The organism is Cupriavidus cauae (assembly GCF_008632125.1).
GTDB classification, from domain to species: domain Bacteria; phylum Pseudomonadota; class Gammaproteobacteria; order Burkholderiales; family Burkholderiaceae; genus Cupriavidus; species Cupriavidus cauae.
Genome location: NZ_VWRN01000033.1, coordinates 1 through 21508 on the forward strand (window position 1 = coordinate 1; position 21508 = coordinate 21508).

20 protein-coding genes are annotated in these 21508 nt (G+C 67.5%); 5 read left to right on the forward strand and 15 right to left on the reverse strand.

What is annotated here, in order from left to right; genetic code table 11:
* From cpaB to F1599_RS12200, 5 genes are all read right to left on the reverse strand, one after another.
* The coding region (cpaB, locus tag F1599_RS12180; protein WP_150083272.1) for a Flp pilus assembly protein CpaB at nucleotides 1–816 on the reverse strand (816 nt) is incomplete at its 3' end.
* 76 nt (nucleotides 817–892) lie between these two features.
* Nucleotides 893–1366, reverse strand: a complete 474-nt coding sequence (locus F1599_RS12185) for a TadE/TadG family type IV pilus assembly protein (RefSeq protein ID WP_223819606.1) — start codon at nucleotides 1364–1366, stop codon at nucleotides 893–895.
* A gap of 53 nt (nucleotides 1367–1419) precedes the next feature.
* On the reverse strand, nucleotides 1420–1932 hold the full coding sequence (locus F1599_RS12190) for an A24 family peptidase (RefSeq protein ID WP_150083273.1): 513 nt from the start codon (nucleotides 1930–1932) through the stop codon (nucleotides 1420–1422).
* A 28-nt stretch (nucleotides 1933–1960) separates the two neighbouring features.
* Entirely contained in the window at nucleotides 1961–2137 is a 177-nt protein-coding gene (locus F1599_RS12195) for a Flp family type IVb pilin (protein ID WP_150083274.1), read from the reverse strand.
* A gap of 360 nt (nucleotides 2138–2497) precedes the next feature.
* Nucleotides 2498–3592 (reverse strand): collagen-like triple helix repeat-containing protein, encoded by a 1095-nt coding sequence (locus tag F1599_RS12200; protein ID WP_150083275.1) that lies wholly within the window; start codon nucleotides 3590–3592, stop codon nucleotides 2498–2500.
* A 629-nt stretch (nucleotides 3593–4221) separates the two neighbouring features.
* On the opposite strand from F1599_RS12200, the gene F1599_RS12205 reads away from it, so the two are divergent.
* Both F1599_RS12205 and F1599_RS12210 read left to right on the forward strand, forming a co-directional pair.
* Nucleotides 4222–5913 (forward strand): collagen-like triple helix repeat-containing protein, encoded by a 1692-nt coding sequence (locus tag F1599_RS12205; protein ID WP_150083276.1) that lies wholly within the window; start codon nucleotides 4222–4224, stop codon nucleotides 5911–5913.
* Nucleotides 5914–6120: 207 nt separating this feature from the next.
* Complete coding sequence (locus F1599_RS12210; RefSeq protein ID WP_150083277.1) at nucleotides 6121–7800, forward strand: ShlB/FhaC/HecB family hemolysin secretion/activation protein; 1680 nt, start codon at nucleotides 6121–6123, stop codon at nucleotides 7798–7800.
* A gap of 102 nt (nucleotides 7801–7902) precedes the next feature.
* Here the strand turns inward: F1599_RS12210 and F1599_RS12215 are convergent, their stop codons facing one another.
* Both F1599_RS12215 and F1599_RS26210 read right to left on the reverse strand, forming a co-directional pair.
* A complete protein-coding gene (locus tag F1599_RS12215; protein ID WP_150083278.1) occupies nucleotides 7903–8310 on the reverse strand; it encodes a hypothetical protein in 408 nt (135 codons plus the stop codon).
* Between the two features lie 13 nt (nucleotides 8311–8323).
* Nucleotides 8324–9541, reverse strand: a complete 1218-nt coding sequence (locus tag F1599_RS26210) for a BON domain-containing protein (protein ID WP_223819607.1) — start codon at nucleotides 9539–9541, stop codon at nucleotides 8324–8326.
* A gap of 361 nt (nucleotides 9542–9902) precedes the next feature.
* Here F1599_RS26210 and F1599_RS12225 point away from each other — a divergent pair, with 361 nt between their 5' ends.
* A complete protein-coding gene (locus F1599_RS12225; protein WP_150083279.1) occupies nucleotides 9903–10199 on the forward strand; it encodes a hypothetical protein in 297 nt (98 codons plus the stop codon).
* On the opposite strand, the gene F1599_RS12230 is transcribed toward F1599_RS12225, so the two are convergent.
* The 3 genes from F1599_RS12230 to F1599_RS12240 all read right to left on the reverse strand — a co-directional run bounded on the left by F1599_RS12230 (nucleotide 10200) and on the right by F1599_RS12240 (nucleotide 12736).
* Nucleotides 10200–11420, reverse strand: a complete 1221-nt coding sequence (locus F1599_RS12230; RefSeq protein ID WP_223819608.1) for a class I SAM-dependent methyltransferase — start codon at nucleotides 11418–11420, stop codon at nucleotides 10200–10202. It abuts the gene before it with no gap.
* 366 nt (nucleotides 11421–11786) lie between these two features.
* On the reverse strand, nucleotides 11787–12122 hold the full coding sequence (locus F1599_RS12235) for a hypothetical protein (RefSeq protein WP_150083280.1): 336 nt from the start codon (nucleotides 12120–12122) through the stop codon (nucleotides 11787–11789).
* Nucleotides 12123–12205: 83 nt separating this feature from the next.
* The gene (locus F1599_RS12240) at nucleotides 12206–12736 is read right to left on the reverse strand and encodes a DUF4142 domain-containing protein (protein WP_223819610.1); all 531 of its coding nucleotides are present in this window, start codon (nucleotides 12734–12736) and stop codon (nucleotides 12206–12208) included.
* A 339-nt stretch (nucleotides 12737–13075) separates the two neighbouring features.
* On the opposite strand from F1599_RS12240, the gene F1599_RS12245 reads away from it, so the two are divergent.
* Nucleotides 13076–13456 (forward strand): hypothetical protein, encoded by a 381-nt coding sequence (locus tag F1599_RS12245; protein ID WP_149319884.1) that lies wholly within the window; start codon nucleotides 13076–13078, stop codon nucleotides 13454–13456.
* Between the two features lie 172 nt (nucleotides 13457–13628).
* Here the strand turns inward: F1599_RS12245 and F1599_RS12250 are convergent, their stop codons facing one another.
* From F1599_RS12250 to F1599_RS12270, 5 genes are all read right to left on the reverse strand, one after another.
* On the reverse strand, nucleotides 13629–14777 hold the full coding sequence (locus tag F1599_RS12250) for a zinc-dependent alcohol dehydrogenase (RefSeq protein ID WP_150083281.1): 1149 nt from the start codon (nucleotides 14775–14777) through the stop codon (nucleotides 13629–13631).
* A 286-nt stretch (nucleotides 14778–15063) separates the two neighbouring features.
* Nucleotides 15064–15624: an RNA polymerase factor sigma-70 gene (locus F1599_RS12255; RefSeq protein WP_149319882.1), complete on the reverse strand. Its 561-nt coding sequence runs from the start codon at nucleotides 15622–15624 to the stop codon at nucleotides 15064–15066.
* Nucleotides 15625–15767: 143 nt separating this feature from the next.
* Nucleotides 15768–16031, reverse strand: a complete 264-nt coding sequence (locus F1599_RS12260; protein ID WP_150083282.1) for a FecR/PupR family sigma factor regulator — start codon at nucleotides 16029–16031, stop codon at nucleotides 15768–15770.
* 108 nt (nucleotides 16032–16139) lie between these two features.
* On the reverse strand, nucleotides 16140–17963 hold the full coding sequence (locus F1599_RS12265) for a cyclic peptide export ABC transporter (protein WP_223819609.1): 1824 nt from the start codon (nucleotides 17961–17963) through the stop codon (nucleotides 16140–16142).
* 263 nt (nucleotides 17964–18226) lie between these two features.
* Entirely contained in the window at nucleotides 18227–20437 is a 2211-nt protein-coding gene (locus tag F1599_RS12270; protein WP_150083283.1) for a TonB-dependent siderophore receptor, read from the reverse strand.
* Nucleotides 20438–20697: 260 nt separating this feature from the next.
* Between F1599_RS12270 and fhuF the strand changes: the two genes are divergently transcribed.
* Complete coding sequence (gene fhuF, locus F1599_RS12275; RefSeq protein WP_150083284.1) at nucleotides 20698–21438, forward strand: siderophore-iron reductase FhuF; 741 nt, start codon at nucleotides 20698–20700, stop codon at nucleotides 21436–21438.
* Nucleotides 21439–21508: the final 70 nt, after the last annotated feature.

The following is a 21508-nucleotide window of genomic DNA, read 5'->3' on the forward strand; positions in this document are numbered from 1 at the left end:
GCCGGCGAGGCCGGCCAGCGCGACCCCGGCCGCGGCGCGGTCGGCCGGCTCCAGCGCATCGGCGCTGGCCAGTCCGCCGCCGCGCGTGGCCATGGCAGGCGCGGGCTCCGCGAACAGCGTCTCGCTCGGCATGCCGTCATCGTGCGGATTGCGCAGCGCCAGCACCAGGCGGCCCGCCTGCTGCGCCATCGTCAGCTTGCTGACCTGCGCCAGCGGCACCGTCAGCACCGCGGTCTTGGCGCCTTCGCGGCGGTTCATCATCTGTTCGGGTGCGCCTTCGCGCGAATCGTTGACGGCGTTTACGCCATACGCCAGTACGCGCAGCCTGGAAAGCAGCAAGCGGGCCTGGCTGCCGTCGATTTCCTGACTGTCCCGCCGCAGTACGAGGAACACGTCGACAAGGTCGCCCGGCCGCACGCGATGCCCCACACCGATGACCTCGTCGACGGCAATGGCGACCGCGCGCTCGCCTTCAGGCACCTGTGAGGCAAGACCGCCGGCCAGTTGGCCCTCCAGCACCGGCACATTGGCACCGAGCGCCACCAGCGGAATCTGGCCCGCCACCGCATCAACGGACTTGTAGCCGCCCGTCGGATCGATCGGCAGCATCTCCACCCTCAATGCATCTGCACTCAAGGGCTTGCCGGCCTCCACGGGCCTGGTGGTGATCACGACCGGATGCAAGGCCGCGGGCGATGAAGCCGGATGCACGGGCGGTTTGGCGGGCCCCCGCCCGACCTGCCAGGCAAGCAGCGCGAGCAGCCCTGCCAAGGCCAGCAGCACGATGGCAACGATTCGGATCTGTTTGCTGGTCATGGGAGATGTCCGTGCATGGCGTGGAATTCGCGCACTATGTCATTGGGGTAGAAAAGGTGCCGCGACATGTTGGTGCTCAGATATCGGGCGCCAATTGCGCGACGGCACTGCCCATCAGCGTTTCGGGAACGGGCACGAAGGGAATGCGCGGCAGGATGTTGGCGGCCGGCAGGCGCAACGTCACGCTGACGCAGATTGCGTCGGCCGGCGCGCTGCAGGGTGCCGCCGACGCGAGATTGCCGGCGGAAGCAAGATTTGACTTGATGCTGGCAGGCAGCGCGGCAAGCGCGGTGTCGGCAGCCGCTGCCACGCGCAAGTCCTTGGATGCGGCAATACTGCCGTCGACGGCGCCACTGGGGTAGCGCAACGCCGCGCGCGCGCCTTCGGCCGCGGCCAGCGTCAACACCTGCTCGAGGACCAGGATCATGCCGTAGTAAACAATGCCCAGTACCAGTGCGAGCAGCACAGGCAAGACCACGGCGAATTCCAGCGCGGCGATGCCTCGCGCGCGGGCTCGCGATGGCATAAGCCCCCTTTTCCCCAGTTTCATGCATTCATCCGGTTTGTCTTATGTTGGCGCCAACCGGTGGCGCATATCGCTCTTCAGGAACTGCCTTGCCCAACCGATAGCCATAGCAGCACCCCGATGGCAAGGTACGCGGCATAGGGAATGCCTCGAGTTCGCGCCACGGTCTCCGGGCGCAGTGCATCGAATATGCCGAAACGGCGTTGCCACTGCCCCATGGCAATCCCGAACCACCCGACGACCGCCGAATGACGAAGCGCAAGAACGGCGCAAGCATGGACGAACGCCAGCAATGTGCCGACCAGCCATACCGGCAGCAAGCCCGACGGCCCGATGAACAGTCCCACTACCGCGAAGAACTTCACGTCGCCGGCGCCCATGCGGCCGAGCAGGTAAGCCGGCAGCATGATCGCAAACCCGATCGCGAATCCGAGCGCGCGCGTTCCCAGCGGCAACGACGCGTCGTAGCCGAGAGACAGCACGAGACCGGCCGCAATCAGCGCCCACGCCAATGCGAGGTTCGGTACTTTGCGGTAGTGAAAGTCAGTCCAAAGGGTCGTCACGCAGAGGAGCGTGACGATGAGTGCCATGGAGAAGTAGCGTGATGCCTGTCTGCGCTTACTTGACGAAGGCTTCGAGCTTCCCAGCCAACTTAGTGAAGGCACCGCTCAAGTTTGTGCCGAGGGACTCGGCTGCACCAGCGACCGCCAGCGCGATAAGACCCGCGATCAGACCATATTCGATGGCCGTCGCCCCCCGCTCGTCCCGAATGAAACGCAAGAACCCCTGTTTCATGATGACCGCTCCTTCTTTATTGCTAGTTATCCCAACACTTTGGATACCGCGTCGATCCGCGCGATCGCCTGGCTCTAATGGCTTGGCTGATCTCGTGCAGCAAGTATCCGTGTTGTTTTTATAAAGGAATTTTTTAATTTCAGCTACATCCGTTTGCTGTCTTGACAAAAGTTTTCAGTTGCCCCGATTGACAGTGCTCCTACTGTCGGCTCATGCATTAGGACTACTACGGATGGCGGACGGTCTTTCCGCTCCCCTGAATAAAAAAAGATGCGCAGCCGCGGGGATCGTCCGACTGCGCACCATCAAGCTGCCTGGCATGGCCCCCGGACTGGTGCCATGGCAGCAGTCGACTACGCCTTAGCGCCCCAGCGCTCCAAGCGTGCCGACCAGGCCGGTCACAGGTGCCAATAGCCCGCCGACCGGTGCCAACACACCGCCGGTCTTGCCGCTGCCGGCACCCTTGTCAGAACCACCGCCCGTCTGACCACCCGTTTGGGTGAGAGGCAGACCGCCAAGCAGGCCGCCGAGCGGATTGCCGCTGCCGCCTGCCGCATTGCCGTCGCCGTGGACCAGGCCGCCCGCCGCGGCGACGGTCCTGCCGACTTCCGTCACGACACCGCCCACCGGGCCGACCACCGGCGCCTTCGTCGCGCTCAGGTGCGTGCCGGTATGCGCGACCACGCCGCCGACCTTGGTCAACAGGTTGTCGACCGGCGCCCCCAGGCGCGTGGTGGCACCCAGCGCCTGCGTGGTGTCCGTCAGCTTGCTGGTCAACGGCACGATCACCTTGCTGGTCTGGCCGGTCAGCTGCGCGACCGGGCCGGTCGACAGCTTGTCGCCCAGCTTCTCGCCCAACTGCTGCACGCCGCCGGCCACGTGATTGATCACGGCGCCCACCGGCGTGGTCACCGGCGACAGCACCTTCAGCTGGTCCTGGCCCAGCGAGTTCACCAGGTCCCCCGTGCTCGACAAGGTATGGCCGGTTTGCGTGACGACATTGCCGGTGCTTGCCACGGTCACGCCGACCGGGTTGTCCACCGCGCCCATCTTGCCGAGGCCATCGCGCACGCCCGCGCCCAGCGCGGCCACCGTGTTGCCGGCATCGACGACCACCTGGCCGGTCGCCTTGCCCGTCGCGTCGCTGACGATCGGCAGATTGGCGCCCTGGATCTGCTTGCCGATTTCCGAGATCGCATTGCCGGTCGCCGTCACCGTATTGCCGGCGCCTTCCGCGACCTGGCCCGTCGGCGTGGTCGGTTTCGACGTGGTCGGCGGCGGCGTGCCGCCACCATCGTCACCGCCGCCGCCATTGCTTGGAGGCGGCGTCGTCGCAGGCGGCCGCGTGCCACTACCCGAACCGCTCGACGAGCAGCCCGCCATCATCCCCAGTACGCATGCGCACGCCAGCGCCATCATCACCGGCGCGCGTCGCGTCGAATTCGTCCGCTTCATTGTGTTTCTCCTTGTGGATCGGACCGGCGCGGAACCCTGACCCGTCCCGTGGTGCCGGCGGTCCCCGTGCAGCGGGGACTCGACGCCTTGGTCCGCAAGGCGTGTGCCATGGAGAGAAACGATGCGGAACGTGCCGGCCGCGCAGCCCGGCGCATCGCCCGCAAAGCCTTGCAGGGCGCGCCTTTGCGGGCCAAAGCCCGGCATGGAAATGAGGCCATGCGAGGACGCATTGCCGCGCTTTCCGACGTTACGTGCTACGTAACGCGTTACGGCGCCCATCGCCACACGCCGACGCTCGCGAACACCGCGCCGGCACGCCCCGCGCGCCATCGCCCACCCCCTCCGATGTTCCGTTCGCGCCGTAGCGCGTTACGTAACGCGTAACGCCGCCACACGCCTCGCGCATGGTCTTGCGAGCTCTGCACGCAGTTGCCCCCATTTCCCGCAAACCGTTGCTGCACAAGGCTTTCCGGCAAGCCATCGAACTTGCCCATGTGCGTGGCGCACAGCTGGTCACTCAGTGGCACACCGCTTGCGCTTGTGACAGCAGCACGGCGGCGCCACGCGCCCCATGCCTTTCAACTCGGGAACGTCAAACACGAGAACACTTGTTGACCAGGGGATCAATGATGAAAAGAACCAAGACAACCTTGACCGCCACGGCGCTGCTCAGCGCATTGCTGCTGCTCGGCGGTTGCGCGAGCGGCAGCGGCTCGACCTCGATGGGGACGGGCAGCAAGGGAGGCGGCACGGTCGGTGACACCAATGGCGGCACCGGCAGCCCGAACGGAGGTGGGACCGGTGGTGGAAGCGGTGGCGGTGGTACTGATGGTGGCGGTAGCGGCGGTGGTGGCACCGGCGGTGGCGGTACTGGCGGCGGCGGTACTGGTGGTGGTGGCAGCGGCGGCGGTGGTACCGGCGGCGGCGGCGATGGCGGCGGTAGCGGTGGTGGTGGCGGCGGCGGTGGTGGCGATGGCGGCGGCGGTGGCAGCACGCCGGTACGCAGCCCGACCGGAGAGATCGTCAACCAGACCGGCGGCCTCGTCAGCAAGGTCGGCGACGTCGTCGGCGCCGTCGGCGAGCAGCTGCAGAACGCCAACCTCCCCGTGGTCCCCGACCAGACGCAGAACGGTGTCGGCGGCGCGCTTGTGTCGGTCGGCAACGCGGTCGACTCGCTGGGCACCGGACTGAAGGACGGCCTGGGCAATATCCCGAACGCGGTCAATCCGATCGGCACTACCGTGGCCAGCACCGGCAACGTGGTGACCCATGTCGGCACGGCAGTCACGCAGGTCGGCAGCGCGGTCACCGGCCTGGGCACCGGCCCGCTGTCGCCGCTTGGCGCGGTGACGTCGCCGGTCGGTGCGCTGGTGGACAAGGTCGGCACCGGCGTGCAGACGCTGGGCGGCACGGTGGGCACGGTGCTGTCGACCGGTCCGGTCGAGCAGCTGACCAGCGGCGTCAGCCGCGCGATCGTACCGCTGACCTCGCAGCTGACCAGCACCACGCAATCGCTGGGCGCAACGACCGGCCTCGGCCAGCCCGTGAACAACCTGCTGACCGTGGTCGGCGGCACGGTGGCGCAGCTCGGCGGCAAGCTGCAGCAGACCAATACGCCGGTCGTCAGCGGCGTGGGCGGCGTGGTGACCGGTGCGGGCAACACGGTTGCAGCGCTGGGCGGCGCGGTGCATGCGCCGGGCACGACCCCGAGCGGTCCGCTGGCACCGGTCGGCAATCTGGTCAGCGGCATCACGGGCGGATTGGCCGGTGGCGGCAATGGCGGCACGGGTCCGCTGGCGCCGGTGACCAACCTGGTCAGCGGCCTGACCGGCGGTTTGACGGGCGGCAACAACGGTGGCAGCGGTCCGCTGGCACCGGTCACCAATCTCGTCGGCGGGCTGACCGGTGGCCTCACCGGCGGCAACAACGGCGGTTCGGGCAGCGGTCCGCTCGCTCCGGTCACCAATCTCGTGGGCGGGCTGACCGGTGGCCTCACCGGCGGCAGCAACGGCGGCGCCGGCAGCGGTCCGCTGGCACCGGTCACCAACCTCGTCGGCGGGCTGACCGGTGGTCTCACGGGCGGCAGCAACGGCGGTGCCGGCAGCGGTCCGCTGGCTCCGGTGACCAATCTGGTCGGCGGCGTGGTCGCCGGTGTTACCGGCGGCGTGACTGGCGGCGGCACGGCACCGGCACCCGCCCCGGCTCCCGCTCCCGGCGGCACTGCCGGTGGCGCGACCACCGGTCCGGTCACCGGCGCGGTCGGCGGCATCGTCGGCGGTGTGCTCGGCACCGTTGGCGGTCTGCTGGGGGGTCGCCGCTGATGAGGGCTTGATGCCCGCTTGATGCACACGTGATGCGCCGCCGATCGGCCGCCTGGCCGATCGCGGCAAATCCGCTGCATCGCCTCACTCAGCCTTGCAGTACAGCCGGACGCCACTTCGATAAGCGCGCAGGCAGCGGCAGCCTGCGCGCCGGTGGAGATCCGGCTTCCACAGCCGCATCGGTTTCATTGTGAAAGGGGATTGACCATGTCGCGCACGCACACTCGCGTCGCCATGCTGCTGCTCGGCCTCGGCGCCTGGCATGGCGGCATGCATCCAGTTCTGGCCGCCGATCCGCGCAGCCCGGTCCAGGGGGACCCGACTCAAACGCTGCCGAAGATCGCGCCGCCCAAGCCCACCGGGGAAGTCAAGGTACAGGTCGAACGTCCCGACCCGGCCCTGCAGAATCTGCTGTCGGCCAAGCTGACGCCGACACGCTTTCAGATCGAGGGCGCCAGGACGTTGCCCTTCGACCAGATCGCCGACAAGTTCAAGCCGCTGGCCGGCAAGGAAATCACGGTTGCCGAACTGCTGCAGGCCGCCAATGCGGTCACCGAGATGTACCAGCAGCATGGCTATCCGCTGTCGTTCGCCTTCGTTCCCGCGCAGTCCTTCGAGAACGGCAATGTGCTGATCACCGTCGTCGAAGGCTATGTCGCGCGTGTGACCATACGCGGCAATCCGGGGCCGCTGGAGAATCGTCTTCGCGCGATCGCCGAACGGCTGAAAGAGGAACGGCCGCTGACGCGCGCGAGCTTCGACCGCTATTCCAGCGTGCTGGGCCTGCAGCCGGGCGTGCAGGTCGGCGCCACGGTGCAGCCGCCGACCACCACCGACGGCGCCAGCGAAATGGTGCTCGACGTCAAGCGCAAGCCGATCGCCTTCGGCACCGGCGTCGACTACATGTCGCCCGGCGTGCGGGCGATTGCAACGGCAACGGCCAGCGGCCTGACGCCGCTTGGCGAGCAGCTGACGGTATCGGCGCTGTTCCCCAAGGGACGCGACGACGAGGAGTACTACGCGCTCGGCTATGCGCAACCGATCGGCACCGAGGGGCTGGTCGCGCGCGTCAACGCGTCGCACTATCGCGGCGTGCCGCAGAACGCCACGCTCGAGCAGATCGGCTTCAACCGGCGCTACGTCAACGACAACAAGCGGCTTGGCGCGAGCCTGAGCTATCCGCTGCTGCTCAGTGCGCGGCATTCGCTGACGCTGAGCGGCGGGCTCTACGGGACCGACCAGTTCGAGCGCTATACGCAGGCCGGCACCGATCGCTCGGTGGCGATCGGCACCAATGTGCGGGTCGTCAATGCGGAGCTGGCCTATGTCCAGCGCAAGGAAGGCGTGTCGCGCAGCGCCACGCTGGGCCTGTACAAGGGCGTCGATGCGCTGGGCGCACGCCGCGAGAACAATGCCAACGACCTGAGCTTCCTGCGCACGCGGCTGCTGCTGTCGCAGGCGACCGACCTGCCCTTCGGCTTCGGCATGGCGGTCTCGGCCGCCGGCCAGTACAGCGGCGATCGCCTGGCGTCGAGCGAGCAGATCAGCTTCGGCGGACGCTTCTTCGGCCTCGGCTATCCCGCCGGCGAAGTGGCGGGCGACAAGGGTTGGGGCGCGTCCGCCGAGATCAGCCGGTTGTTCGGCATGGACATGACCTACCTGAAGACGCTGCAGCCGTATGTGTTGGCGGATGTCGCGCGGGTCTTTTCGAACAGCTACTCGCTGACGCACCGCTCGCTGTCGTCGGTGGCGCTGGGCGTGCGCTTCTCGGACCGGCGCTACTACACGCTGGACCTGTCGCTGGCGCAGCCGGTCGGCGACAAGCCGATCAATGCGGAACGCCGCTCGCCGCGCATCAATGCGAGCTGGTCGTATCAGTTCGATTGAGCCGGCCTGCCCTCACCCCCGCCCTCGCCTGCAAGCGGATCGACATCATGCCGAGGCGCCCCTATCGCAAATCATCGGACCGCCTCGGCAAGCGATCCGGCCTTACTCGGGCTCGTGCCGGGGCGGACGTTCCTCGCGCTGGTCAGTGTGATCGGCGCGGTCCGCGGGCGTATCCGGGGGGATGCCTTCGGCTGCATCGGCGATGCGCTCGCCGATCTGCTCTTCTGGCAGCAACGCCTCGGTCCGATTGTCGTGCGGATAGTCCTGTTCCTGCTCGGGCAGGCCTTCCAGGTTCATGTCCGAATCGATCGGCTCGATGTCCGTATCGGGATCGAGCGAACTTGGAATCGCGCGCGCGTCCTCCCTCACCTCGCGTTCGCGCTGGGCCTCGGCGCTGGAGGTAGTGCTGTCGTTGCCGCTGTCGTTGCCAATATCGTCGGCAGACTCGCGCGCGCGAAGCTTGTCGCGGGCATCGTCCTGATCGCGCTTGTTGTCGGTGTTCCGGTTCATCGTCCTCTCCCCATCACGTAGCGTGCTTGCCCGGCGTCGTGGTGCCGCCGTGCGGGTCGGTGCCCTTGGGCACTTCCCCGGCGCCGACCTCCATGCCGCCGACATAGCTGCTGGCGGTGCTGCCGGTGGCGCTGCCGGACGTGCTCATGCCGGAGACACGTTGGCCCCCCGACGCGGACCCGGCCGAACCCTGCACCACCTGGCCGCCTTCGCGCTGCACGCGAATCCGGTTGTGGACCTCGCGCACGCCGAAGATGTCGTCGGCGATGTCCTCGACGCAGTATTTTTGGCGGCGGTCGCGCACGGCGCCGGTCAGCGTGACCACGCCCTCGCTGACCTGGACCTCGACGTCCTGCACTTCAAGGCGGTCGTCATGCGCCAGGCGTTCGCACAGGTCCTCGCGAATCCGTTCGTCGCTGCGCTGGTAGCCCTTGGGCGAGACGCGGCGGCCGGGACCGCTGCCGCTGCCCGAGCCCTGCCCCCAGTTCACGCGCTGCGGCGCGCCGCTGAAGCGCTCGTAGGCCTCGTCGCGGCCGTGCGATTGCCATTGTCCGCCGGCGCTCCAGTCGTCGCCCGGCCAGCCCGACGGACGGCCGCCGCGTCCCGGGCGCTCGCTTTCAGGGAAGCGTCCGCCCTCGTCCATCCAGCGCGCGCTGGCCTGGCGGCGGCCGGCATTGCCGCTGCCGCGCTCGTCGGCCCAGGACGGCGCATCGAGCCGCTCCGAATCCGAGATGCCATAGGCTTGGGCGAGATTGGCGCGGGTCTGCGGGTCGTCGGGCTCGTAGCGATCGCGCCAGGGCGTACGCGATTGATCTGGCCACGGCCCGCCGCGCTGTCCGCGCGAGAGCCGGCTGTCGGTCAGGTCGCCGCCGCGCCGTTCGCCGCTGCCCGATAGTCCCCTGTTGCCGCGCATCACCTCGCCGGTCGACGGATAGGTGCCGTAGGGATTGTCGCCAACCGGTTCTTCGTAGCTGCGGCCGAAGCGGCCCTCGCCGAAGTGGCCGGCGCCATAGCCGTGTTCGGCATGGCGCGGCGCCGCGAACGCATCGTCGCGGCCGCCGCCGTAGCGCGGCATGCCGGGCCGGCCGACACCGCGTCCCTGACGGATTTCCTCCTCGGCGTATTCCGCATAACGGCCGCCCTGGCGCGAGCCGCGCTGGTCAAGCCGATCTTCGGCGCTATACGGCTGGCGATAATCCCATACGCGGCGGCTGGTGCTGCGATCGTTCATCTCTGCCTCCGTTGGTAAGAGTTGCAAATGCTGTGGCGAGGAACCGGCGCGAAACGCCCGTCCGGTCCGGCGTGTATCGGTGGTGATGTCCTTGGTGACGCAATTTCCATTCCGCCGCCGAAGGCTGTGTGCGCTAGGCGACTTTCGCGCCGAGTGGCGGCGGATAGCCTGTGGCAACGCGGGATAGACTGACCGCTCGCCCGCGCTTGGCGCCTCTCCCGTCCCCGGTGGAGAGGCGCCCTTTCTCGTCTGGACTTTGTCGTTCGGACTTTCTCGTTGGGGATCGCAGTGCGGGACGGCCACGCCCCAGCCACCCCTGCGGGCGGCACGCGGAACCGCGGCGCCGACGGGCGCCACAGCCATGCCTGCCGCGCGGCTGCCGTGCAAGGGCAGGCCGGGGCTGACCGCATCGGCCATCACGCAAATAGCGTTCCCGCGCGAACATGGCGATGCGCGCGGCGATTCGGACATGGCAATGCGCATCGCGATCAGGCGATGCACGCTGCAATCAGGGAATCAGGAACTCAGGAAATCAGGGAACCAGGGGATCGAACGTCGCGCCAAGGAAGACGGCAACTGCGGCGCGCCGCCACCGAAACCGGCGGCGGCGCGAGGCGATCGGGAGATCGCCATGCGGCCGACTGGCGTGTCGGCGTGACTACAGCGTGCGCCGTCGCGCGACGACGAACAGGCTCAGCGCGGCTTCCGCCGAGCGCGGATCGATGCCGGACAACCGCTGCGCCAGCCGGATCTTCAACGGCGGGCGGCCCATCGCACCATCGAGCACGTCCTTGCCGACATAGTGGCTGTGCGGATAGATCGCGATATCAAAGCCCAGTGGCCTCAGCGTCGTGTGTACCAGCTCGCGCGTGAGCCCATCACCCGGCCGGTGATGCAGTTCGGTCGCCAGCGCCCAGATCTGTTCGTCATCGGCCGCGGTATGGCCGCCGCGCCGAAGCCAGCGATAGATCGGCAAGCGCATGCGCCAGAGCAGCAAGGCAATCCCGCGGAAATTCCACGCCGAGCGCTGCGGATCGTGATCGAGGATCAGCAGCCCGCCGGGACGGACGAGCCGCGACGCCTCGACCAGCGCGCGCCGCATGTCGTCCAGATGATGCAGCGACCCGTTGATGGCCACGACATCGGCGATGCCCGAGCGCAACGGCATATCGTGCGCGTCGGCCCGCAACGGCAGGTAGCCGACCCCTGCCGCTCTCTCCAGGCTGCCCGGCGCGATGTCGACGCCGATCGCGACGCGCGGCTTGCCCCCCAATGCGGCCAGCAGATTCCCGGGGCCGCAGCCGACATCGACCAGCACCTTGCCATCGAGCGACCCCATTACGGACAGCCACCGTTCTCGCAACTCCGGATAGCGATGCACGCTGGCCAGCCAGTCGTCCATCCATTTGGGATGGCTGAAGTAATGCGCGTTGGCGCGCATGCCGGTGGTGAACGCATCGATGCGCGCCTCGGGAAAGGCCCCACCGCGTACCACGGCGCCCGGCTTCAGAAAGGGCTGCAATCGCTCGAGATAGCTGTCCTCTCGGCTGGCCGTCGCCTGCATGGCCAGGGTGGCGTCGGATCGTTCGACATCGCGTCGCAAAACGGACGGACCGAGTGGCTCGGCGCGCGCTGGAACGCATGGGTCGGAGAGCAGGGCGTCGTTCATGTTGGATCCCGGGGTAGAAGCGCCGGCGCGGCCGTGACCACGGCCCACACCAGACGAAAGACGCGAAGGGCCGGCCGGCCGCACGCCGTCGCCGGCGCGATGCCGTTCCTTTCCAATGCGCTGCGTATTGGCAGGCCGGACCCGCCCGGTGCATGCCGGTCGGTATGCCTGGCCTCCTGGTATGACTTCGACGCGAGCGGCCGCCATCATGCTTCGACGGACCAGCCCCAGACCCCGTGGACTGGCGCTGCCTCGCGTCCGCCCTCCCCCACGGCTCGGACGCGATTGCCTTGGCATGCCGGTGTACCGCCACGGCGGGTTGCCGCGGCCGCGACATGCAAAGACCGCCAGCATGTCAGCGTTGACAAACCCACGAAGGCAATCTAGTTAGCGTTTGCTGCGCCCGCAAATAAAAAATTGTTTGCCTATGTGCGCGAGCCAACATTTCCGTCCATGCGGCCAATTGCGGTCGCGCGAAAAGAAGCGGCGCCCGTATTGGGCGCCGCGCTCGGACAAGGAAAAGGGACGAAAAAGCGGGAAGAAGCGCTACGGAAATGGCCGGCGCCAGCGGGATCGTCAGCGTGCCTTCGCCGGCGAAGCCGGATAGCCGTAGCTTTCGGCCGCAGAGGCGCTGCGGCTGTTGCCACGATTGGACTGGCTTGCCTCGCCGCGCTTGCTGGTGCCCGTGCCCTTGGTCGCATCGTGCTGGCGAGTGCCGCCATGCGCGCCATGGTCCGAAGTGGAGCTGCCGCTCGGCCCCTGCACCGGGCGGGTCGGCGCGACGTCCGACGCGGCTGTACCGGGCGCCTTGTCCCCGCCCGGAGGCGTTCCGGTGGCGGGCGTGGCCGTGGGTTGCGACATCACGGCGCCGGACATCAGCGCCAGCATCGCGAAGGTGGCAAAACGTTTCATCTCTGTCTCCTGCGTAGTGGTGGCGACGGGCCCCGCCGGCGCATCGCGGTTCGTGCTGCCTGGTGCGGTGCCTGGCGCGGTGCCTAGCGTTTCGCCGACTTGGCCGGGGACTTTCCCACCTCGTTGGCCATCTTGTTGGCCATCTCGAGGTGGTGTTGCAGCGTTGGCAGCGTCTTGCCGGCGAACGCCTTGATTTCCGGATCGCGCGCCTTGGTCGAAGCCTCGCGGAACAGGGCGACGGCCTTGTTGTGCGCCTTGACGCCGACCTCCTTCGCGTACTCGCGATCGAAGGTGGCGCCCTCCAGCGCCCCCAGCGCCTCCAGCCGCTTCTTGTCCGCCGAGGGCAGCTCGGTCGGCAGCTCGACGCCCTTGGTCGAAGCCAATGCCTTGAGCTCACTGTCCGCGGCCTTGTGGTCCTTGAGCATCTGCGAGGCAAAGGACTTCACCGTCTCGCTCGATGCCTTGCTTTCGGCCAGCGTGCTGGCCTCGATTTCCAGCATGCCGCTCTCGGCCGCCTTCTTCATGAAGTTCGTGTCGGTCTTGCCAACCTCGGCAAACGCGAGGTTCATCGACGCCGCGGCGGCAACCAGCAGCGCGGGACGGATCCATTGCATCGTTTTCAAGATGACCTCCATCGGCCAGATCAGTGACAACGGCCGCGGCGCAACTTCCGTGCCGAGTCGGCGCGACAAGATCGGTGTATGGCCCGAGGCATACGGGTGGCCTGCTTGCGTGGTCGTCTGCGTTGCCGCCCCGGAATTTCTACATCGCCTCGTAAGGATTGCAGTACGGGGCTCCCAGCCGTCGTCCAATTCCTACAGTCAATTCAGGCATCGCCTTCCTGAGCGGGCATGGCGCGGCACGTATCGTTAGGTAACGGGCATCGTGTGCCACCAGCCGGTGTCTGTCCGGACGGGCCTGCCCGTTCTCACGTTCAATGGATGGAGCCAACGATGAAGCGAATCGTCACCACTACCGCGCTTGCGCTGTGCGCGGCGCTGAGCCTGCCCGTGGTCGCACAGCAGGCACCCCCCAGCAACAACGCGCCGAACCCGAGCGCGCCGCCGACCGAAGGCAACCCACCCGCGAGCCGCAGCACGACGCCGTCGGCCACTGGCGGCAGCATGAGCGGCAGCAGCGACACCACGATGCAAAGCGGGTCGACCAGCTCGACCGGTTCGACCATGACCGGTACCGAGAAACGCGACAAGAAGAAGAGCGGCACCACGCATCGCAGCAAGAAGCCGCGCCAGCAGGGCATGCCCGACGCGGTAACGCCGGACTCGCCGTCGGCGCCGAAGGGCGATTCCCCCAGCCCCGCGACGAAGCAGTAAGCCTGGCGCTGACCGGGCGCTGGCTGGCCCGGCAAGCCGGTACGACCGGATACGGCGTGCCGGCTTTTTTTTTCCGCGGCTTCGTCCGGGCTTCGTCCTGGTTTCGACCGGGGCGATTGCTCGCCCCCGGGTATCGCTGCGCTTGCTCGGTGCCCTTGCCTGGAGCGCCAGGTTACGGCTCCAGCTTGACCTTCATCCAGCCGGGCTGGCGCTGGTCGAATGCCTCGTAAGCCTGCAACGCGCCGGTCAGCGGCTCGGTCTGGGTCAGCACCTCGGCGGGATCGATCACGCCGGCGCGCACCAGGTCCACCAGCTCGGGCAGGATCGCGCGGTGATTGCAGTTGCCCATCTTCAGCGTCAGGTTCTTGTTCATCGCCTTGCCGATCGGAAAGGTCTCGTGCGCCTCGGGATAGACGCCGATGATCGACAGCGTGCCGGCCTTGGCCAGCGCCTCGACCGACCACTTCAGCACCTCCGATGGACCATCGCCGGGTTGCCATAGCGACGGCTGGCCGGTGGAGCCGTCTCCATCGGCATGCCGGCGCTGCGCATCGATCCCGACCGCATCGATGGCGCGGTCGGCGCCGATGCCGCCGGTCAGGCGCAGGATCGCCTGCACCGGATCTTCACGGTTGAAGTCGATCGCTTCGGCGCCCTGCGCCTGCGCTGCCTCGAGCCGCGAAGGCACATGATCGACCGCGAGAATGCGGGACGCGCCCAGCAGATGCGCCGACACGATCGCGAACTGGCCGACCGGTCCGCAGCCGAACACGACCACCGTATCGCCGCGCCGGATCGCGGCCAGCTGCGCGCCGAAATAGCCGGTCGGAAAGATGTCCGACATCAGGATGGCCTGGTCGTCGCTGATCTCGTCCGGCAGCTTGATCGCGCCGATATTGGCAAAGGGAATCCGCGCGTACTCGGCCTGCAGGCCATGGAAGGGGCCGGAAGTCTGCGGTCCGCCGAAGAAGGCCGTGCCCGCGCGCATGCCGTTGGGATTGGCGTTGTCGCACTGCGCGTGATAGCCGCTGCGGCAGTAGCTGCAGTAGCCGCAGGCGATCGTGGAAGGAATCACGACCCGATCGCCGGGCCGCAGATTGTTGACGTCCTGTCCGACTTCGGTCACCACGCCGACGCCCTCGTGGCCGAGGATGGTGCCCGGGCGCATGCCGGGCATGGTGCCGCGGACCATATGCAGATCGGTGCCGCATATGGCGCTGGCGGTCAATTCGATCAATGCGTCCGTCGGCGCCTGCAGCACCGGATCGGACACATCGTCCAGGCGTATATCGCCGACTCCGTGGAATACGACAGCTTTCATCGCGCAACTCCGCAAGACTGGGTTGACGCGGTCCGACCCACCGGACCGCAATGTCACGGCAGGACGCAAATTGCATTCCGGGAAGCGGCGCGATGGAGGGCTGGAACTCGGGTAGACGGGGATAACAGGGTGCGATGGTCGCGCTTGCACGGTCCCGATCAAGTGGTATCGGATCACGCGGCGCCGGATCAAGTGGTATCGGATCACGCGGCGCCGGATCAAGCGGTGCCGGATCAGGGGGTGCCGGATCAAGCGGTACCGGACTGCACGGATTGCAGGATGAAAATTACGCAGCGCCGAACAACGCGTCGCGGCAATGGGTCATCGCATCGCGGATCATGAAATTGACCAGTGTCGGAGACACGCCGAGGATCACCGCGATCTCCTTCTGCGTCATCCCCCGAATCCGATACATCTCAAAGGCTTTCTGGGTACGCTCTGGAAGTTCGGCCAGCGCGCCAGCCACCGTGCCGAGCGCTTCGCGGCCCAGCGTGATGGACTCCGGCGACAAGGCGTCGCTGGCCACCAGCAGGCCATCTTCCTCGCAGGCGGCGTGCCGTTGTTCCAGCGCCGCGCGCCGATGCCGATCGATGGCGAGATTGCGCACGGTCTGGAACAGGTAGCCGACGGGTTGCCGGACGACGATGGCGCTCTCCTGGTCCATCAGCTTCAGGAAGGTGTCCTGCACCACGTCCTCCGCGCCGGCACGGCAGCCCAGGATGCGCGCCGCGGCGTCGATCAGGGCTCGGCGATAGCTGAGGAAGGTACCGAACAGTTCCTGATTCATATGGCGCGGCTGGTGCGCCTCGACAGGCGTCCGGACCTCGTTGATCGGTTGCTCGGTCATTTCGTGCCCCCTCCCAGAAGAAACCGACGGACATGCTAACGCAAATGCGACTCATTCGCAATTATAGCGACATGCCCGTGCGATTCGAAGAGGCAATGTGTAAAGGTTGGTGGCCGAATGCGACCGAGGTATGACAGCGAAGGTCAGCCGTGGCGTGTGGGGCGCTGCCCTGCCGCGGGCGGCATGCGCGCTTCGAGGGCGGCCTGGATCGAGGGGGTCACCGCACCGGTCGCCTGCCACACGGCGCAGGCCTGGCGGAACGACTCGATGTGATCGGGCGACTGGTCGAGCCAATCGAGCAGGCGTTGTTCGGCGCTGGCGTCGAGCATGCCGTCCCGCATCAGCATCACCCAATCGAGCGCTTGTTGCCAGGCGATGTCGTTGCCCGGCGATCGGTTCTGGACCACGTACAGCTCCCCTTGATGCGTTCTTGTGCGCCGATGTCATGCACCGGCGTCGTGTGACGCGATTGTAGCGGAGTCGCTGCCTGGGCACCGGCGCAACGAGCCGGTGTCTCATGCCGCGCGCTGCCGCTCGGTGGCGATCGCCACGCCCGCCGGCTCTGCGGCCGGTTGGTGTTCGCGCTGATGTTCGCGCTGATGTTCGCGCTGATGTTCGGGCGGGTATTCGGGCGGGTATTCGGGCTGGTGTTCAATGTGCTGCTCGCGGATGCGACCCTGTTCGAGCAGCACGATGCGATCCCCCGCATCGAAGTAGCGATCGTCGTGCGAGATCACCAGCACCGCCTTTCCCTGCGCGCGCAGGGCCGGCACGATCTCGCGATAGAACACTGCCTTGAAGGCCGGGTCCTGATCCGCAGCCCATTCGTCGAGCACGATCACGGGCCGATCCTCGAGACAGGCGGCGACCAGCGCCAGGCGCTTGCGCTGGCCCTGCGACAGCGCGCGCGTCGAGAACGCGCCGCCGCGCACGGTCACCTTGTGCTGCAACTGCAGACGCGCCAACAGCTCGTTGGCACGCGCGTCGAGCGCCGCGTATCTGCCTTCATGATCGCCCTGCCCGTCATTGCCACCCGCCACCCCCTCTTCACCTTCCGAGGCCGCGCCCAGCAGGCTGTCGAACAGATGGAAGTCGGAGAACACCGCGGTGCACTGCTGCCTGTGTCGCTCACGGTCAGACGCATCGGCGATCGCCTGGCCATTGAGCACCACGCTCCCGCTCTCCGGCGCATACAGGCCGACCAGCAGCTTGGCCAGCGTGGTCTTGCCGCTGCCATTGCCGCCGACGAGGAACACCACCTCGCCGGCGCGCAGCGACAGATCGATCGGCCCCAGCGTGAAGGCGCCGTCCTCACCATCGCGGAAGTAGCGATGCGTGACGCCGTGCAAGGCAAGCGCGACGAACGGCCGGCGATCGCCCGCGGCATCTGCCTGCCCCTGCTCCACCGCCAGCGGCCCGGTGGTATCGGCGATGCGCTGATACGCGATGCGCGCCAGATTGAACTGCGGCAGGCTGTTCAGCAGGCCCTCCAGCGGGGCCATCATGTAGAGGAACACCAGCGTATAGCCGCTGGCGACGGCAGCATCCGCGCCGAGCGGCCACTGCACCACGAACAGGATGATGCCGATCACCGCGAAGAACAGCGTGCTGCCGATCGTCAGCGACAGATACAGCAGCGACAGCCCCTGCGTGCGGTTGGTCCTGACCGCATCGATCGCTTCGGCCAGCGGCCCGCTGGCGAACGCCTCGCGGCGTTGGCGATGCAGCTTCAGTTCCTTGGCGCCTGCGAAGATCGCGCCGAAGCGTTCGATCAACACATCGTGCCATTTGCCGGCATCGCGCAGATAGCGCTGCGAACGCTTGCGGCTGAGCCGGTAGCAGATCGAGCCGGTCAGCACGGCAACCAGCGCGAACAGGAAGACCTGCCACGACAGATAGGCCAGATAGGCCAGGCAGCCGAGCACGATGGTGCCGTTCATCACCACGAACGGCAGCGCTACCAGCAGCGTCGCCACCTGATTGGTGTCCTCGCCCAGCAGCGCGAGTCCGCGCCCCGGCCCAACCCGTTCGAGCTCGGCATAGGGCGAGGCCAGCAACCGGCCAGCGATATGCTCGCGCAGCCTGGCCAGCACCGTCTGGTTCAGCCGCACGAACAGCATCAGCGCGGCGGTACGGCACAGCAGCACCGCCACCGCCAGGGCCGCGAAGCGCAGTCCCAGCGCCGTCAGTTGATCGGCCGGCGTCGCCAATGCGCGATTGATGGTGGCGATCAGCCCCACCGACGCCGCGCCGCCGGCCAGGCTGGCCACGATGGCAAACGCCAGCAGATGGCCCGAGGCCCGGAACAACACATTGCGCAGCGAGGGGAAGGCGGACACGGTCGGTGGCTCCACGAGGAAGAGGTCTTCTTCCTGTGACGAACGAAGGTGCCCGCGAATTAGGCGGAAACGGACGCCGCCAGTGCCGGCGACGTTCGCAGGGCCGGGATTGCCGGCGCCTTGGCGGGCCTCTGGCCTCTGGCCTCCGGGCCTCCGGGCCTCCGGGCCTCCGGGCCACGGTGCCTCGGTGCCTCGGTGCCTCGCGACCTCGGGCCTCGAGGCGCGGGGCCCAGGCCGGGGACCAGGGCCCCGGCCTCAGGCCCTCACCAACGATAAGTCGCCGTGGCCAGGATGTTGCGGCGATAACCGTAGTAGCAGGTCGTCGCGCTGCCGCACTGCCCGACGTACTCCTTGTCGAGCAGATTGGTCGCGGTCAGCGCAAAGCGCCAATGCTGGTCCAGCGTGTAGTGGATCGCCGCATCGGCGAGCCACACCGACGACACCTTGAAGGTATTGGCCGCATCGCCCCAGGTCGACCCGATATAGCGCGCGCCGGCCCCCATGCCGAGGCCGCGCAGCATGCCGCCGCGCATCGTGTAGTCGACCCACAGCGCGGCCGTATGGCGCGGCCGGTTGGTTGGCGTCTTGCCCAGGTCGGGCCCGTTGCTCTTGGTGGTTTCCAGATTCATCAAGGTGTAGGAGCCAATCGCCTTGAAGCCGTTCTGGAAGTCCATCGTGCCTTCCAGCTCGAAGCCGCGCGAGCGGATCTCGCCGGTCTGGATCTGGAAATTGGTGCCAGCCGGACGCCCTGGATCGGGCGTCAGCACGTCCTGCTGCCGCAGGTCGTAGACCGCCGCGGTGATGAAGCTATTGCTGCCCGGCGGCTGGAACTTGACGCCCAGTTCGGTCTGCTTGCCGGTGGTCGGCTTGAACGGCGAACCCTGCCGATCGGTGCCGGCCTGCGGCTGGAACGAAGTCGAGTAGCTGACGTACGGCGTGATGCCGTACGGCGCCTGGTACAGCAGGCCGAGGCGATAGGTGAAGTCGTCCTGGTCGATCGGCGTCGTGGTCACGGTCCGCGCGTTGGTCGCCGTAACGATCCGCGTCGAGGTCGTATCCGAACTCGCCCAATCCTTGCGCCCCCCGGCAACGAACGTCAGCCGCTCGGTCAGCTTCATCTGGTCCTGGAAGTACACGCCGAGCTGACGCTGGGTCTGCTCCGCGTTGGTGTACGAGGCGATCGGATTGATCCGCGCGCCGTAGACCGGATTCCACGGATCGATCAGGCCCAGCGGCGGGGTGCCGACCGTGCCGAAGCCCTGCTTGTCGTCGAACTTGCCGTGCTGGTAGTCCACGCCGACCAGCATCTTGTGCCGGACCGGACCGGTGCTGAAGTCCGCCTGCAGCTGGGTGTCGACGCCGATCGTATCGAGCTTGCCGCCCGCATCGAGCGAGCCGCGCCGCAGTTGCTGCTGCGCGGCCGAATTCCAGCCCACCGCGTAGACCCCCGTATAGGTCAGGTCGCTATGCATGTAACGCACGTTCTGGCGCACGCGGAAGGTGTCGTTGAAGCGATGCTCGAAGGCGTAGCCGATCGCGTATTCCTCGCGATCGAAGGTATTGAAGCCGGGTTCGCCGGTGAAGAACGAGCTCGAGATCCTGCGGCCGTTGACCGTCGGAATGACCGTGCCCTCGCGCGGCAGGAAGTTGATCGCGGTGCCCTGCCTGTCGCGCTGATAGTGGGTCAGCAGCGTGAAGGTGGTATCGGCGGACGGGCGGAACGTCAGTGCAGGCGCGATGAAGATGCGATCGTCCTTGGCGTGGTCGGTCTGCGTATCGCTCTTGCGGAACAGGCCGGTCAGCCGATAGAGCACGGTCTGGTTGCTGTCCACCGCGCCGGACAGATCGAAGCTGGCCTGCTTGCGATTGTGCGAGCCGTATTGCACGTTGACCTCGCGCAGCGTTTCGGCGGTCGGCCGCTTGCTGACCAGGTTGATCAGGCCGCCCGGCGCATTGGCGCCATACAGCACCGAGCTGGGGCCGCGCAGCAGCTCGACGCGCTCGAGCCCGTAGGCGTCGACGCGCGGCATCAGGTAGCCGCTCGTGTAGTAGTTGATGTACAGGCCGTCGAGATACTGCCGTGCCGGGAAGCCCCGGATCACCGGCTTGTCGTAACGCGACTCGACCACGTTGTCGCCGACCACGCCAGCCGAATAGGCAAAGGCCTCGGACACGGTCTGCACGCCGCGGTCTTCCATCTGCTCGCGGGTGATCACCGAAATGGACTGCGGCGTTTCCGACAGCGGCGTGTCGGTCTTGGTCGCGGTGACGCTGCGGCGGGCGACATAGCCCCCGACCGGCCCGATCCCGGTTTCCGACCCCGCTGCCCGGACCGTGACTTCCGGCAACTGCCCCGCCACCGGCTGGCCCGCCGGTGCCGCCTGCTGCTGCGCATGCGCGCTGCCCGCCAGCGCAAACAACATCACCACCGCCCGCCGGACCTCCGTCCGCCGGCAATCGAACACCCGTTGCATGAGACTCCCCTTCTTATTGGATCGCGCCGGCCCGGTACGCAAAAGGCTTACCGTAATGCGTCTGCGAATGATAATGATTCGTAATTATTACGTGAGTGACGGGAAAACGGCAATAGGGAGCCTGAACAGGGGAATTGGCGGCTGATCGGCACAAGAAGGGCGCGCCGCCTAATTTCCTGCGGCGCCGGTCCGTCTCTCGTGGAAGGCGGCGCCCAACCGCGAAGCCCTGATACGGCCCCGCCCGGACTGGAGATTCCCCTTTGATTGCCGAACTCACGCCCTTCTTTCCCGGCCCGCTGCGGCGCTTCGGCGAAGGGGTCACCGCGGCGCCCGCCGGTGCGCAAGCGTTGCCGGGAAGCCGGCTCGCCGAGCCGGGCGCCTTGCAGCAACGGCTGGCCGATTACCGCGACACCATCGGCGCCGAGCACGAACGCGCCCCGCCGGCGCTGGCATCGTGGTGGGCCCGGCACTACTGCGTGGTGCTGGTGCCACCCGTGCTGGTCGCGGCGGCTGCGCTGGGCCGGACCGTACCGGTATCGCTGGACGAGGTCGATATCGCCTTCGGCCCGGATGGGCTCGTATCGCGCATTCACTTGCGGTCATCGGCGCTGGGCCAGGGCGCGGCGACGCTGGACGACATGCTGGCCGCCATGACCCAGCGCCATCTGGCGCCGGTGTTCGCCGCGCTGTCGGCACTGACCCGTGCGTCGCCGCGCGTGCTGTGGAGCCACGCCGCCGAGTTCGTGCAATACGTCGGCATGAACCTGCTCGCCCATCCGGCGCTCGACGCACGCCGCCGCGACACGCTGGCGCGGTGGCTGCGCACCGACAGGGGCGCCGATGGCCGGCCGCATCCCTATCGCGCCGCCTATCTCGACCGCCCGCAGGCGGACGGCGGCGAACGGCGCGTGCGCCGCGTCTGCTGCCTGAAGTACCGGCTCGACGGCGACGACTACTGCGGCACCTGTCCGCTGCGGGCCGAATGCGCGGCCCTGTGCTGATCTCCGCTTGATGCGCGCCCCGCCGCGCTAAATTCCACGCCCCGCCCTTCGTCTTCCTTCTGTCGGACGT